17 protein-coding genes and 1 other RNA gene are annotated in these 14156 nt (G+C 61.1%); 9 read left to right on the forward strand and 9 right to left on the reverse strand.

Annotation, left to right across the window (positions count from 1 at the left end):
• Positions 1–157 precede the first annotated feature (157 nt).
• From rpmE to ACSQ2W_RS10995, 5 genes are all read left to right on the forward strand, one after another.
• Positions 158–379, forward strand: a complete 222-nt coding sequence (rpmE, locus tag ACSQ2W_RS10975) for a 50S ribosomal protein L31 (protein WP_018327882.1) — start codon at positions 158–160, stop codon at positions 377–379.
• 174 nt (positions 380–553) lie between these two features.
• Complete coding sequence (locus ACSQ2W_RS10980; protein WP_436086268.1) at positions 554–883, forward strand: ArsR/SmtB family transcription factor; 330 nt, start codon at positions 554–556, stop codon at positions 881–883.
• Positions 880–1362: an SRPBCC family protein gene (locus tag ACSQ2W_RS10985; protein ID WP_436086269.1), complete on the forward strand. Its 483-nt coding sequence runs from the start codon at positions 880–882 to the stop codon at positions 1360–1362. The genes ACSQ2W_RS10980 and ACSQ2W_RS10985 overlap by 4 nt, the downstream gene beginning before the upstream one ends.
• 96 nt (positions 1363–1458) lie before the next feature.
• Positions 1459–2247 carry a DUF899 domain-containing protein gene (locus ACSQ2W_RS10990; protein ID WP_436086270.1) on the forward strand — a complete coding sequence of 263 codons (789 nt, stop codon included), beginning with the start codon at positions 1459–1461 and terminating at the stop codon, positions 2245–2247.
• A 163-nt stretch (positions 2248–2410) separates the two neighbouring features.
• Positions 2411–2827: a GFA family protein gene (locus ACSQ2W_RS10995; protein ID WP_436086271.1), complete on the forward strand. Its 417-nt coding sequence runs from the start codon at positions 2411–2413 to the stop codon at positions 2825–2827.
• Positions 2828–2972: 145 nt separating this feature from the next.
• Here ACSQ2W_RS10995 and rcdA read toward each other — a convergent pair whose 3' ends face one another.
• The 3 genes from rcdA to ACSQ2W_RS11010 all read right to left on the reverse strand — a co-directional run bounded on the left by rcdA (position 2973) and on the right by ACSQ2W_RS11010 (position 5344).
• The gene (rcdA, locus tag ACSQ2W_RS11000; RefSeq protein ID WP_018327877.1) at positions 2973–3491 is read right to left on the reverse strand and encodes a protease adaptor protein RcdA; all 519 of its coding nucleotides are present in this window, start codon (positions 3489–3491) and stop codon (positions 2973–2975) included.
• A 387-nt stretch (positions 3492–3878) separates the two neighbouring features.
• Positions 3879–4070 (reverse strand): DUF1192 domain-containing protein, encoded by a 192-nt coding sequence (locus tag ACSQ2W_RS11005; RefSeq protein ID WP_436086272.1) that lies wholly within the window; start codon positions 4068–4070, stop codon positions 3879–3881.
• The gene (locus tag ACSQ2W_RS11010) at positions 4067–5344 is read right to left on the reverse strand and encodes an MFS transporter (protein ID WP_436086273.1); all 1278 of its coding nucleotides are present in this window, start codon (positions 5342–5344) and stop codon (positions 4067–4069) included. Before ACSQ2W_RS11010 ends, ACSQ2W_RS11005 begins: the two co-directional genes overlap by 4 nt.
• A gap of 180 nt (positions 5345–5524) precedes the next feature.
• Here ACSQ2W_RS11010 and ACSQ2W_RS11015 point away from each other — a divergent pair, with 180 nt between their 5' ends.
• Entirely contained in the window at positions 5525–5680 is a 156-nt protein-coding gene (locus ACSQ2W_RS11015; RefSeq protein ID WP_436086274.1) for a hypothetical protein, read from the forward strand.
• On the opposite strand, the gene ACSQ2W_RS11020 is transcribed toward ACSQ2W_RS11015, so the two are convergent.
• From ACSQ2W_RS11020 to tkt, 6 genes are all read right to left on the reverse strand, one after another.
• Positions 5677–6594, reverse strand: a complete 918-nt coding sequence (locus ACSQ2W_RS11020; RefSeq protein ID WP_436086275.1) for a PhzF family phenazine biosynthesis protein — start codon at positions 6592–6594, stop codon at positions 5677–5679. The two genes, ACSQ2W_RS11015 and ACSQ2W_RS11020, sit on opposite strands and share 4 nt — an antisense overlap.
• Positions 6595–6813: 219 nt before the next feature.
• Positions 6814–7839 (reverse strand): class I fructose-bisphosphate aldolase, encoded by a 1026-nt coding sequence (locus ACSQ2W_RS11025; RefSeq protein WP_436086276.1) that lies wholly within the window; start codon positions 7837–7839, stop codon positions 6814–6816.
• Positions 7840–8050: 211 nt separating this feature from the next.
• Complete coding sequence (locus tag ACSQ2W_RS11030) at positions 8051–9250, reverse strand: phosphoglycerate kinase (protein ID WP_436086277.1); 1200 nt, start codon at positions 9248–9250, stop codon at positions 8051–8053.
• Positions 9251–9263: 13 nt separating this feature from the next.
• Positions 9264–9830, reverse strand: a complete 567-nt coding sequence (locus tag ACSQ2W_RS11035) for a putative glycolipid-binding domain-containing protein (RefSeq protein ID WP_436086278.1) — start codon at positions 9828–9830, stop codon at positions 9264–9266.
• A gap of 4 nt (positions 9831–9834) precedes the next feature.
• Entirely contained in the window at positions 9835–10845 is a 1011-nt protein-coding gene (gap, locus tag ACSQ2W_RS11040) for a type I glyceraldehyde-3-phosphate dehydrogenase (protein ID WP_113004401.1), read from the reverse strand.
• A 72-nt stretch (positions 10846–10917) separates the two neighbouring features.
• The gene (gene tkt / locus ACSQ2W_RS11045; RefSeq protein WP_436086279.1) at positions 10918–12900 is read right to left on the reverse strand and encodes a transketolase; all 1983 of its coding nucleotides are present in this window, start codon (positions 12898–12900) and stop codon (positions 10918–10920) included.
• Between the two features lie 339 nt (positions 12901–13239).
• Between tkt and ACSQ2W_RS11050 the strand changes: the two genes are divergently transcribed.
• The 3 genes from ACSQ2W_RS11050 (at position 13240) to ssrS (ending at position 14135) form a co-directional block, all read left to right on the forward strand.
• Complete coding sequence (locus ACSQ2W_RS11050; RefSeq protein ID WP_436086280.1) at positions 13240–13512, forward strand: DUF4164 domain-containing protein; 273 nt, start codon at positions 13240–13242, stop codon at positions 13510–13512.
• A gap of 31 nt (positions 13513–13543) precedes the next feature.
• Positions 13544–13918 (forward strand): cell division protein ZapA, encoded by a 375-nt coding sequence (locus ACSQ2W_RS11055; RefSeq protein WP_436086281.1) that lies wholly within the window; start codon positions 13544–13546, stop codon positions 13916–13918.
• A gap of 58 nt (positions 13919–13976) precedes the next feature.
• Positions 13977–14135, forward strand: a non-coding RNA gene (ssrS, locus tag ACSQ2W_RS11060) — 6S RNA.
• The last annotated feature ends 21 nt before the right edge of the window (positions 14136–14156 follow it).

Below are 14156 nucleotides of genomic sequence, written 5' to 3' on the forward strand. Positions count from 1 at the left end.
TTATCCAGACGACCATCATGTATAGGCACGGCATCAAATTGGGAAGCCGTGGTCCCTTGAGTGGTCTGCGGCTTCATTTACGTGTTCGGTCCCCATGCCGCAATGGCCCGCAAATGGCTTGCGACAATTGGACCCTTGAACTTGCAGGAAGATAGTTATGAAGGCTGATATCCATCCCGCTTACCACATGATCAAAGTTGTCATGACTGACGGCACCGAATACGAAACCCGCTCGACCTGGGGTTCGGAAGGCCAGACCATGAACCTCGAAATCGACCCGAAGTCGCACCCGGCGTGGACCGGCGGCAACCAGCAGCTCATGGACCGCGGCGGCCGCGTCTCCAAGTTCAAGAAGCGCTTCGAAGGCCTCGGCCTCTAAGTTTCCATTGCTGGATCGTGATTTTGGGAAAGCCCGGTTCGTCCGGGCTTTTTTGCGTTTTGGGGTTCCGGGCGAGGCGACACCGTGATTGTCGGTCCGGGCGGGGAGTCTAGCTTCCTTCGAAAAAAAAGATTAGTGTTGACTTATCAATTAGTATCGACTATTTGATTCTCCATGAACGAAGCCGCAAATATCACCACCGTCCTACGCACACTCGCCGACCCGACGCGGCGCGCCGTGTTCGAACGGGTCGTCCAGTCCGACGAGATTACCGTGGTCGAGCTGACGCGCGGGAGCGGCGTGACGCAGGGCGCCATCTCCCAGCATCTCAAGTCATTGAAGCAGGCCGGTCTGGTTGCCGAGCGCCCGGAGGGTCGCAACGTCTATTATCGCGCTGAGCCCGAGGGTCTCGCCCCGCTCGTCGATTGGATGAGCCATTACGGCGTCTTCTGGCGCGAACGCTTCGCAAATCTCAGAACCTTGCTCAAGGAGATCGATCCATGACCGACGCCGCTTTGAAGTCCGACACGCAAGATATCGTGGTCGACGAGGTCTTCCCGCATGCGCCGGAGACGATCTGGGCGGCGCTGACATCCGGCGAACTTATGGCTCGCTGGATAATGGCGCCGACAGGATTCGAGGCCGTGGAGGGCAAGCAGTTCACGTTCCAGACGACGGCGGCCGGCGCCTGGGACGGTGTCATTCGCTGCCAGGTGCTGGAAGTGATACCTTACGAGCGCTTCGTCTATGCCTGGAAAGGCGGACACGAGGGCAACGTCGGATATGGCTCACGGCTGGACACCGTCGTCACGTTCATCCTTTCCAGGGTTGAAAGTGGGACGCGTCTTCGCCTCATCCACTCCGGTTTCGTGCTGCCGAAGAACGACACTGCCTTCAGGAGCATGAGCGAAGGTTGGAAGAAGGTTGTCCGAAACCTCGACGCCGTCGCTGCGGAACAGGCAACCTCGAAGCTACGGCACTGACGCGGGTCTGCGAAAGCGAGTTCTATAGGCGCCCGGCAGTTCGACCGGAATGGACCGCCTCCATGCAACAAGCATTTCGACAAACAGGAGGAAACCATGCAGCATCAAGTCGTTTCTCGCGATGAGTGGCTGGCGGCCCGCGTCGCACTGCTCAAGGAGGAGAAGGATCTGACGCGGCGCAGCGACGCGCTCGCGCGGCGACGGCAGGAGTTGCCGTGGGTCCGGATCGACAAGGAGTATCGTTTCGAGACTGCCGAGGGGAACGCCTCGCTGTCAGATCTCTTCAGAGGGCGCTCGCAGCTCCTCGTCTATCACTTCATGTTGGGGCCTGACTACAAGGCTGGATGTCCGTCTTGTTCGGCGATCGCGGACGGGTTCAACGGCTTCGTCGTCCACCTGGAGAATCATGACGTCGCGTTTTCTGCGGTATCGCGGGCGCCGCTCGCGAAGCTCCAGGCCTACAAGCAGCGGATGGGGTGGACGTTTCCCTGGGTGTCCTCGTTCGGCAGCGACTTCAACTACGACTTCAACGTGTCGTTCACCGAGCAGCAACAGCGCGACGGGACAGTCGAATACAACTACCGGCGCGAGCCGGCGTCGCAACGCAGCGGCGGTGAGGCGCCTGAGATACCGTCCCGTTCGACACCCGACGGGCCTGCGACCGCAGCGGCCATGAGCGGAACCGACGCAGCCACGTTCACGCGCGAGAGGCCGGGCATGAGCGCCTTCGTTGTCGAAGACGGTGTCGTCTATCACACCTATTCCGCCTATGCGCGCGGACTGGATGGCCTCTGGGGCATGTACCAATGGCTCGACCGCGCGCCCAAGGGGCGCAACGAAGAGGGCATGTGGTGGCGCCGCCACGACGAGTACGACAAAGGCTGAGCGAGCGGATATCGTGGCGTGATCGATTGGGTCTGCCTGCAATGCATTTAGGCCAAGGGCGGCTTGGTCGCCCTAAGCGAGTGCTAACGCGTGGCCAGATGGTTCTGCCGAAACCGCTCCATACCTTCGGAACATTCCAACAGCACTTTATAGGAGAGACGATATGAGCAGAGCTTATACGGGCGGATGCGCCTGCGGTGCGATCCGCTATGAAATTTCGGCCGAACCGTTGGTGATGAACGATTGCCAGTGCCGCGACTGTCAGCGCAAGAGCGGCACCGGGCACGGATCCTACCTGACCTTTGCGGACAAGAGGAACGTGAAACTCGAAGGCGAAGCGAAGCATTGGGACATCGTTAGCGACAGCGGTAACGTCAAGACACGCGCGTTCTGCCCCAGCTGTGGGTCACCGGTGTATTTGACGTTCTCAGCGACGCCAGACCTTTTCACCGTGCACGCCGGGAGTCTCGACGACCCAAGCCAATACAAGCCGCAGCTGGTGACGTATAACGTGCGCGGCTACGCATGGGACCACGTCGATCCAACCCTGCGGAAATTCGACAGGATGCCGTCGGCGTGAAAAGCGTGATCCTGCTCGCACCAAGTCGGCCGGACCGGGCAACGCTTCACTGCTGTTGGTCTGTCTTGCGCCGCTTGAGCCAAAAACACAAAAAACCCGGCACGATGGCCGGGTTTGAAGCATTCGGCTGCCTGACAGGCTCCGATCAATTGGTCCCAAATGCGGTCTGCAGCAGGGTGAGTTGCGCCTTGACGCCGTTCTGGTTGTCGGGCGTGAAGTTCTGGGCTTCCTGCGGGCGGTAGATTTCGCGATCGAGCAGGGCGACGCGGTTCTGCAGGCGTAGCGAGCGGTCGATCAGATCGCGGAAACCTTCCGGCAGGTCGTTCCAGCCCGGCGCCGTGCGATCGACGTTGAAACTATCAAGACGGACCTTGTTCTTTTCCGACAGGACCTGCTCGCGGTTCATCTCGCCATTGTTGACGGCGCGCTGCAAGAGCAGCCAGGATGCCATCTGCATCAGGCGGGTGGTGAGGCGCATCGATTCCGCTGCGTAGAGAACTGATGCCATGCGCGGCAGAACTTTGGAGGCGGCGCGACCGGGGCCGTCGAGATAGCTCGCGGTTTCTTCAACCAGACCCATGCCTTCCGCGTAGAGAGCCTTGAACTGCGCCGAAGACGCAGCGTGCCCCGCGAAGCTCACAGTATTCAATCCCCGTTCGGACATGGTGTGCTTTCCCTGGTTAAACGCATCAACTCAGTCAGGTAACGAGCGGGTCAACAGGAAGTTTCCGGCCGCTCGTTCTATTGTTGGAACATGAGCCCATAGCGCATTTCGCGCAAGCCTATTCTTAATAAAGGGTTAATCTCCACAATTCTTTGACGGTTAGGAAAAAAAGGCAAAAAAAAGAGCCGCAAACGCGGCTCTCAAGGTAAAACAGGGAGAAAAATCAGACCATTCGCCAAACCTGGAAATTGTCTGAGTCCAGAGCGATCTGGATGCGTTAGTAATAGCTTATAATGCTTAATGAAGCGTTACGGCTGCCGGATTCACGACGATATATCATCCTGTTACCGGCAATCGGATTGGACTTCATATCAGCCAAGCCGGGGCTCACGAACGAAAGAAACCTTCGGCCGCCGATTTACTTGCCGACTTGTTTGCTCTTTCCTTCTCAAGCCGCTCGATCTCCTGTTTCAGCGCGTCGATGCGCGCTGAAAGTTCGTCGGCCGAAAGAAGCGAGAGGTCACAGCCGATCTCGTGGGTCGGCTGTTTCTTGGGACCGTCGTCGTCAAACAGGCTCATGCGGACCTCCGTTCGCGCTCGTCGTCGCTTCTTTCCTCGAGAGGGGCTGCCCGCGGCGACAGTTGCAGGCTTTCCGGCGTCGTCAGGGTGCCGGGGTTGATGGTCGAGTAGGCGTCGCGTTCCGATGCCGGCACTGCGGCACGCATGCGGCTGCGGAAGATCGCGTAAGCCGTGATCAGCACATGGGCGCAGGCCGTGATCATGAACAGGCCGTAGGGGCCGGTGACGGTCATGATCGGGCCGCCGATCGTCGGGCCGATGATGGTGCCGATGCCATAGAGCAAGAGCAGGCCGCCGGAAATCTTGACGAAGTCCTCCGGCGTGGCGAAGTCGTTGGCATGCGAGACGGCGATCGGATAGAGCGCATTGGCGGTTGCGCCATAGACGCCGACCAGCGCGATCAGGAGTACGACGCCGGTCGGCTCGACCAGGAAGATCAGTGCGCCGGCAAGCGCGGCGACGGCGGCAAGCGCGGCCAGCACGTAGCGGCGGTCGATCATGTCCGAGAGGCGCCCGGCGGGGAACTGCATCACGGCGCCCGCGAAGATGGTCGTACTCATCATCAGCGCGACGTTGCCATCGGTAAGTCCCACCTGACGGCCGAAGACAGCGCCGAGCGTACCGTAAGCACCGTTGGCGATGCCGACGAGCAGGATGCCGAGAAAGGAGATCGGCGAGTTTCGATAGAGCGCCGGCAGGTCGAGGCTGACCTGCTTCAGCGGTTGCGGCAAGGCGGCAGTCGACAGAAGCGTCGGCAGCATGGCCAGGCAATAGACGATGCCGGCGCACATGAAGAACAGCGTCGTCGATGTATCGCCGAAGGGGATCATCAGCTGGCCGCCGACGACACCCATCAGGGTAATGGCGATGTAGAGCGAGAAGATCGCGCCGCGGCTTTCGTTGGTGGCGCGCTCGTTCAGCCAGCTTTCGATGATCATCGAGGTTCCGGCCGTCGAGAAGCCGGTGAAGGCGCGTAGCACCACCCACCAGATCGGATCGACGAGAATGCCTGTCAAAAGCGCGATGATCGCCAGGATGGAGGCAAAGCAACTGAAGGCGCGCACATGGCCGGCGCGCTTGACGATGGTCGGCGCGAGCAGGCAGCCGAGCACGAAGCCGCTTGCCCAGGAGGTGCCGAGCAGGCCGAGCAGCGTCGTCGAATACCCTTCCGTCGTGCCGCGAACCGGCAGCAACAGGCTGTGCAATCCATTTCCAAGGAAGAGAAACAGCGTCCCAAGCAGAAGAGAGGTGACGGGAAGAAGGTTTTTTCTCATGTGAAATCCGCTGGTTCCGGGTTGCGCCGAAAGGTAGGGCGATGCCACCACAATTGCCAGCCGGAAATTTTTGTTGAGTGAGATTGGAAAAGACGTTCTAACCCTGTTCGCGCGCAAAAGTGACGCGCGTGTGACGGCTTGAAGTCCTGCCGAGTTCTTTTCCACAAATGAGAAAAAACGATGTCGAAAGTGTTAACGGTGCTCTTGCTTCTGGCCATGGTGATCCAGTTGCTGAAGCCGCTCAACCTGCCGGGACTGCGCCAGCGTCGCGACTTCTGGAAGATCGCTGTTTTCGCGATCGGGGTAATGATGGTAACGGTGCTCGTCCGCCCCTAAAGGCTGAGGTTGCCGCGCATGACTGCCACGCAGCGCCCGGCCATCCGAACGCTGCGAACCAACCCGTCCGATTTATGCACGTTCAATTCTATCAGGCTCCGGCGTCCCATTTCGACGCCCTGCTCGACAGTGATGTCGATGTCGACGTCGCTGGCCGGCTGCAGCGAGGCGAGAAGCGCGCCCAGGGCCCCAGAGGCGCTTCCGGTCGCCGGATCCTCGATGACGTTGTCGAGCGGCGCAAACATCCGGGCGCGCAGGTGCCACGGAGTGTCGGGCAGGCGCGTATAGAGAAACAGCGCGAACTGCTCGCCCTCGCGCGAGAATCGCCGGTCGGCCTCGGCAAAGGCAGCGGTGTTGGGGCAGGCGCGCGCGAGCGTTTCCAGGTCTGAGACCTCGGCGAACGCGAATGGCAGGCCGACGGAGGCGATGACGGGGGCATGAGTCTCCGTGCGAATCTCGCCGGCGCTGATGGAGGCGCAGCGGGCGACGGTGTCGCTGTCGATTTGCCGCCCCACCGATAGCGGCTGCGGCGCGAGAATGCTGGCACCGGCGACGCGTCCGTCGTCGCGAAGTAGCGCCGCCTCGACGATACCCGCCTTTTCTTCGAAACGAAGGACATCCCCAAACGCCTTTCCGAAAACATCCGTCTGGCCGCCGAGCACGAAGGCGGTACCGACATTGGGATGGCCGGCGAAGGGGATTTCCATCGTCGGTGTGTAAATCCTCACCCGCGCCGTGTTGGCGGGATCTTCCGGCGGAAGCACAAAGGTAACTTCGGAATAACGGAATTCAGCGGCGATCTGCTGCATCTGCGTATCGGACAGCCCGCGCGCATCGGGGATCACCGCAAGCTGGTTTCCGCAAAACCGTTCACCGGCGAAAACATCGACGGTTACATAGTTGATGCTGTCCATGGCTGCCTGCTCCCGTTCCGGCTGAGACCAGTTCAAGGAGATAAAGCAGAGCGAAAGCCGGGCGAAGCGCGTTCTTGTCACCCGGACAATTGAGGTTCGCGTTCGTTGAAGGACGGCGCGGAGACGATCAAGTGCTATCAGAAAGCACCGGCAGATGCCGATAAAGAAAGCCCGGCCGCTTGCACGGACCGGGCCTTCTCCCCTCCCTGTAACTTTAAATCAGGCGGCCCGTTCGAATTCCTTCTTCCAGCCGCCCGTTGCAGCAAGGCCGCACATCTTTGCGCGGTGCGTAAAAGCGCGCTGGCCGGCAGCGACGTTTTCCGGCTTGCCGCTCCAGGCCGTCAGAGCCTCGGTCTGCAATGCACGGCCATAGGAGAAGGTCATGCCCCAGGGCAGGTCGGAGCCGGCCTTCATGGCGGAGAGATGCGCCGTGGCCTCTTCCGTCGACTGGCCACCGGAGAGGAAGGCGATGCCGGGAACGGCGGCGGGAACGGTGCGCTTCAGGACTTTCAACGTGCGCTCGGCGACCTCGGCGACCGATGCCTGCCGCGCCTTCTTTCCATCGATGACCATGCTCGGCTTGAGGATCATGCCTTCGAGGCTGACGCGGGCATCGCTCAGTTCCTCGAACACGATGCGCAGCGTCTCTTCGGTGACTTCTTCTGAACGGTCGATCGAATGGTTGCCGGGTGCGCCGTCCATCAGCACCTCCGGTTCGACGATCGGCACGATGCCGGCTTCCTGGCAGAGGGCTGCGTAACGGGCCAGCGCCTGCGCATTGGCCTTGATCGCGCCGAAGCTCGGCAGGATGTCGGATACGGAGATCACGCCGCGCCATTTGGCGAAACGAGCGCCGGCGTCATAATAGGTCTTCAGGCGGCCGGCCAGGCCGTCGAGGCCTTCGGTGATCGTCTCGCCCGGGAATTTTGCCATCGGCTTTGCGCCGGTATCGACCTTGATGCCGGGAACGGCACCCGCGGCGCGGATGATGTCGACGAAGGGCGTGCCGTCTGCCGCCTTCTGGAAGAGGGTCTCCTCATAGAGGATCACGCCCGAAATATAGGCCTTCATGGCCTCGTCGGCGCGAAACAGCATCTCGCGATAGTCGCGGCGCGATGTTTCGGTCGATGCAAGGCCGATCGTGTCGAAGCGCTTGCCGATCGTCGCAGTGGATTCGTCTGCTGCCAACAGGCCCTTGCCGGTCGCCACCATGGCTGCTGCAATGTCTTCAAGTCTTTCGCTCATATGCGTTCTCCTGATTGTCCTACAGCTCGCCGATAGCAGAAGAATAGGGCAAGGAAAACGAAAGTTAAATTCTTTAAAACGATTAAAATTAATTTAATCGTTTGAAATGTTGAGATTATTTTGCACCGCGTCCAAATACATATGCGGTGCAACAAAAAACCCCCGGCGCCGGCCGGGGGGTGATGGAAGCGGTTGTTGCAGCGACACTTGCTTATTTCTGCTGGTGAAGGATGTCGACGCCGGGGAGCGGCTTGCCTTCCATCCATTCGAGGAAGGCGCCGCCTGCGGTGGAGACGTAGCTGAGATCGTCGGCCACCTCGGCGTGGTTCATCGCCGAGACGGTATCGCCGCCGCCGGCGACAGAGACGAGCGCGCCGCTCTTGGTGCGGGCAGCCGCGTGCTTGGCAACGGCGACGGTGGCTTTGTCGAATGGTGCAATCTCGAAAGCGCCGAGCGGGCCGTTCCAGACGAGCGTTTCGGCCTTGCTTACCCAGTCATTGACGGCCGCGATCGACTTCGGCCCGACGTCGAGTACCATGGCGTCGGCCGGGATCGCTTCGATATCGACCACTTCATTGTCGGCGCCAGCTTTGAATTCGCGGGCGACGACGCCGTCGACCGGAAGCACGATGGCGCAGCCGGCGGACGCGGCTTCCGTCATGATCTGCTTGGCGGTGCCGGCAAGGTCATGTTCGCAGAGCGATTTGCCGACATTGGTGCCGCGGGCGGCGATGAATGTATTGGCCATGCCGCCGCCGATGACGAGGGCATCGACCTTCTTCACGAGGTTCATCAAGAGGTCGATCTTGGTCGAGACCTTGGCGCCGCCGACGATGGCAACGACCGGACGCTTCGGATTGCCGAGACCTTTTTCGAGAGCCTCAAGCTCGGCCTGCATGGTGCGGCCGGCATAGGCGGGCAGCAGATGGGCAAGGCCCTCCGTCGAGGAATGCGCGCGGTGGGCGGCAGAAAAGGCGTCATTGACGTAGATATCGCCATTGGCAGCGAGCGCCTTGGTGAAATCCGCGTCGTTCTTTTCTTCGCCCTTGTGGAAGCGGGTGTTTTCCATGAGGAGGACATCGCCGTCGTTCATGCCTGCCACGGCCGCCGCTGCGTTCTCGCCGATGCAGTCGGTGGCGAAATGGACGCGCTGGTCGAGAATATCCTCGACGGCGGGCGCGATCAGCGACAGCGACATGTCGGCCACCGGCTCACCTTTCGGGCGGCCGAAATGGGCAAGCAGGATGACCTTGGCACCCTTTTCCGAGAGTTCGCGGATCGTCGGCACGACGCGCTCGATGCGGGTTGCGTCCGTCACGTGGCCGTCCTTGACCGGAACGTTGAGATCTACGCGCACAAGCACGCGCTTGCCAGCGATATCGGTGAGGTCGTCGAGGGTCTTGAAAGTCATGATCGGTCTCCGGTCACAGTCTCTGGAAAAGGGTGGGATAATCCGTCACCAGCCCGTCCTCGTCCACCGGCAGATCCGCAGTGAAGGAACGATCTTCCGCCTCGTAGCGATAGAGCCGGTCTTCTGCGAGGCAAGCGTAGTTCTGGCCATCGGGAAAGGGCTCGAACGTGTCGAAGGGCACATAGAGCATGGTGAGCTTGGCGGTGCCGTCCTGAGGCTTCAGGCCGAGGCGGCGAATGGGCAGCGTGTTGGTAAAGGGCGTTCCGGCAAGATCGATATCGATGCAGCCGTCAAAGGCAGGGAGGGCGCTACCGTCCGCATCACGCCAGTGGCCCTTGCCGTCGGACATGAGTGAAAGCCGTTGGCCTTCGGTTGTTTCGATGGTGAAGGCGAGGACGATCCAATGCGGATCACAGTAGACAATATAGCGGACGCCATAGGGTCGGCCGCCGCGCTCGCCGATCAGCACGCTCGACGCGCGGATGCCCGCACTGTCGACCGGCGCGATCGTCAGATGTTCGAGCCCTTCCCCCTCAAGCGGACGCCAGCGTACCGTTGTTGGGGAAAGGGCGCGAAACATGACTTTAGATCAGCTTTGCCATTGCAACGGCCGTGTCGGCCATGCGGTTGGAGAAGCCCCATTCATTGTCGTACCAGCTGAGGATACGCACGAACTTGCCTTCCAGAACCTTGGTCTGGTCGTTGGCGAAGATCGAGGAATGGCTGTCATGGTTGAAGTCGCGCGAAACCAGCGGCTCGTCGGTGTAGCCAAGGATACCCTTGAGCGCGCCGTCCGAGGCTGCTTTGATCGCACCGTTGATTTCCGCAACCGTCGTGTCGCGCTTGGCGACGAACTTGAAGTCGACGACCGAGACGTTCGGGGTTGGGACGCGGATCGAAGTGCCGTCGAGCTTGCCCTTGAGGTGCGGCAGGACGAGGCCGACGGCCTTGGCGGCGCCGGTCGATGTCGGGATCATCGACAGGGCGGCTGCGCGGGCGCGGTACAGATCCTTGTGCATCGTGTCGAGTGTTGGCTGGTCGCCGGTATAGGAATGGATCGTCGTCATGAAGCCATGGTCGATGCCCACGACGTCGTCCAGGGTCTTGACGACCGGAACCAGGCAGTTGGTCGTGCAGGATGCGTTGGAGATGACCAGGTGTTCCCTGGTCAGTTCGTTGTGGTTGACACCGAAGACGACCGTCAGGTCAGCACCGTCGGCCGGTGCCGAAACGATGACGCGCTTGGCGCCGGCCTGAAGATGCAGGGCGGCCTTGTCGCGGGCGGTGAAGATGCCGGTGCATTCGAGCGCGATGTCGACGCCCATTGCGCCATGCGGCAGTGTTGCCGGGTCCTTGATCGCCGTGACCTTGATCGGCTTGCCGCCGGCAACGATGATGGTGTCGCCTTCGACCTTCACGTCCGCCGGAAACTTGCCGTGGATCGAATCGTAGCGCAGCAGGTGCGCATTGGTCTCGACCGGGCCGAGATCGTTGATGGCAACGACTTCGATGTCGGTGCGGCCGGATTCGACGATGGCGCGAAGGACGTTGCGGCCGATGCGGCCAAAGCCGTTGATGGCAACTTTTACAGTCATTTCAGGTCTCTCCCTGTCTAAGGTCTCGGTGTGGAAAACAGGGCGCGCTGGGTGGCGCCCTGTGAAGGAAAATCAGGCGAGCTTCTTTTCGGCGGCGGCGACGATCGCCTCTACCGTGATGCCGAAATGCTTGAACAGATCCTTGGCCGGGCCGGATGCGCCGAAGGAGTGCATGCCGATGAAATCGCCATCCGAGCCGATGAAATAATCCCAGCCCTGACGGACAGCCGCTTCGGCGGCGATCTTCACCGGTGCATCGCCGATGACGGCCTTGCGATAGGCTTCCGGCTGTTCGGCGAAGAGTTCGAAGCAGGGCACCGAGACGACGCGGGCAGCGATGCCCTTGCCGTTCAGGTCGGCCGCTGCCTTGACGGCGAGCTCGACTTCCGAACCTGATGCGAAGATCGAGACCTTGGCATTGTCGGCGGCAACCAGTTCATAAGCCCCCTTGGCGCAGAGGTTTTCAGCCTCGTAGTTCAGGCGGGACGGCGCAAGGTTCTGGCGGGTGAGCGCCAGACCGGACGGACGATGCTGCTCCTTGAGCGCCAGCTGCCAGCATTCGGCGGTTTCAACCGCGTCTGCCGGCCGGAACATCAGGAGGTTGGGGATGGCACGCAGGGCGGCCATGTGCTCGATCGGCTCGTGCGTCGGGCCGTCTTCGCCGACGCCGATGGAATCGTGCGTCAGGACGTGGATGACCCGGATGCCCATCAGCGCCGCAAGGCGGATCGACGGCCGGCAATAATCCGTGAAGATCATGAAGCCGCCCGAGTAGGGGATGAGACCGCCGTGCAGCGCAATGCCGTTCATGGCGGCAGCCATGCCGTGTTCGCGGATACCCCAGTGCATGTAGCGGCCGGAGAAATCGGTCGGGGTGATCGATTTCATCTGGCTGGTCTTGGTGTTGTTCGACGGCGTCAGGTCGGCCGAGCCGCCGAGCGTCTCGGGCAGTGTGCCGTTGATGACTTCAAGCGCATCTTCGGAAGCCTTGCGGGTCGCGACCGTCGGTGGCGCGTCGGCGATCTTCTTCTTGTAGGCGTCGATGGCGGCATCGAGGTTGCCGGGCAGTTCCCCGGCGAAGCGGCGGGTGAACTCGGACTTCTTGGCCGTTTCAGTCGCGTCCAGGCGGCCTTCCCACTCCCTGCGCGCGCCAACGGAACGTTTGCCGGCTGCGCGCCATGCTTCGAGAATGTCGGCCGGGACGGTGAAGGCCTCGGCTTCCCAATCGAGCGCCCTGCGGGTTGCGGCAATTTCCTCGGCCCCGAGCGGGGAGCCGTGAACCTTATGCGTGCCGGCCTTGTTCGGCGCGCCGAAGCCGATGACGGTCTTGCAGGCGATGAAGGTCGGGCGATCGGACTTCTGTGCAGCCTCGATGGCGGCTGCGATCTCCTCCGGATTGTGGCCGTCGACGCGTATCGTGTTCCAGTGAACAGCCTGGAAGCGGGCAATCTGGTCGGTCGAATCCGAAAGTGATACGGCGCCGTCGATGGTGATGTTGTTGTCGTCCCAGAAGAGGACGAGCTTGTTGAGCTTCAGATGGCCGGCAAGCGCGATCGCCTCGTGGCTGATGCCTTCCATCAGGCAGCCGTCACCGCAGAGGACATAGGTGTAGTGGTTCTGCAGGTCGCTGCCGAATTCTTCGGCGAGCTTGCGCTCGGCGATCGCCATGCCGACGGCATTGGCAATGCCCTGGCCGAGCGGGCCGGTGGTCGTCTCGATACCGGACGCATGGCCATATTCCGGGTGGCCGGCGGTCTTCGAGCCGAGCTGGCGGAACTGCCTGAGGTCCTCCATCGTCATGTCTTCGTAGCCGGTCAGATGGAGCAGCGAATAGATCAGCATGGAGCCGTGGCCGGCCGACAGCACAAAGCGGTCGCGGTCTGCCCAGAGCGGGGCTTTCGGATCGAATTTCAGGTAACGGGAGAATAGAACCGTTGCCACGTCGGCAGCGCCCATCGGCAGGCCGGGGTGACCGGAATTGGCCTTTTCGACGGCGTCCATGGAAAGGAAACGGATCGCATTTGCCATCCGGTCGTGTTGTTTGCGAGAGATCATTGACTGTTCCGCTTGAGTTCGGTGGACAGGGAACGGTCTCTATCCTCCAAAGACCGTACAAGAAAGCGGGTGACACATAGCACCTGCTTCGTCGGAGTCAACAAATACGGCCATTTTGAGCACCTCGGCAGAGCCTTTTTCGACCGCTCTCCATTGGAGAAGATCAGTGGCCGCAAGCGATGCAAATCGACCTGAAGGAACGTGATCCACAGCTTCTGCGGAGCTGCGAAGCCCTTTCCGTTGTGGAGAGATGCCGAATGGGTCTAAGAATGTAACGAGCTTGAAATACAGAGGCCGGACGGCGATTCGAGGCGGTCTGGTGCGTATCGGGAAAGCGTGATGACGGCAGGAAAGACAGTCAAGGCGGCGATCGAGGAGTTGCGCAGCGCAGTCAGCAGCCTCGAGAATGCCATTGACGGGCGCTTCGACCGGGAGCGTGACCGCGGTGAAATCGAAGGCGAGGTTCGCCGGGTCAATGTCGACCGGTCAAGGCTGGCGCAGGAGCTCGACCAGTCGCAATTTCGCGCCAACCGTCTCGAGGAAGTCAACCGTGAAGTCTCGCGCCGTCTGGTAACGGCCATGGAAACGATAAGGGCAGTGCTGGACCGCTGACGCGTGGGTCCGCCTGCGGGCAGGTGACGGAATGGCGCAAGTAACGGTGACGATCGACGGCAAGGCCTATCGCATGGCATGCGAAGAAGGCCAGGAAGATCATCTGACGGACCTCGCCAACCGCTTCGACCAGTATGTCAGCCATCTGAAATCCCAGTTCGGCGAAATCGGCGACCTCAGGCTGACCGTCATGGCCGGCATCATGGTGATGGACGAACTCAGCGAAGTGAACCGCAGGCTGAAAAGCCTGCAGACGGAGACCGACAATCTAAGGCAGGGACGCGATGCGACCGTGGCCGACCAGCAGAAGGCCGAGGAGGCGCTGGCCGCGGTGCTTTCAGAAGTCACCTCGCAGATCCATGGGATCGCGGCAAAGTTATCCGGCAAGGCTGCTCCAGCCAACTGAACTTGAGAAGTTGGGCGTGGGTACTGGCGCAAGCCTCCAACGCACTCTATATTGCCGCTGCGGTCTGCGCTTCCCGACAGGACACCACAATCCCTGGGGCCATACTCGATCCACGGGAGCTGTCCCTGACCTGGCCCGTGGGCTAGGTCACATGGCGCCCACCTACGTTTGTAGGCACCCAGGATCGTAAACCATCCACCGGCTGTGTGGATCGCACTCTTCTCTTTTTCCGACGAAG

The sequence above is a fragment of the Pararhizobium sp. LjRoot255 genome (assembly GCF_964252905.1).
Taxonomy (GTDB): Bacteria; Pseudomonadota; Alphaproteobacteria; order Rhizobiales; family Rhizobiaceae; genus Pararhizobium.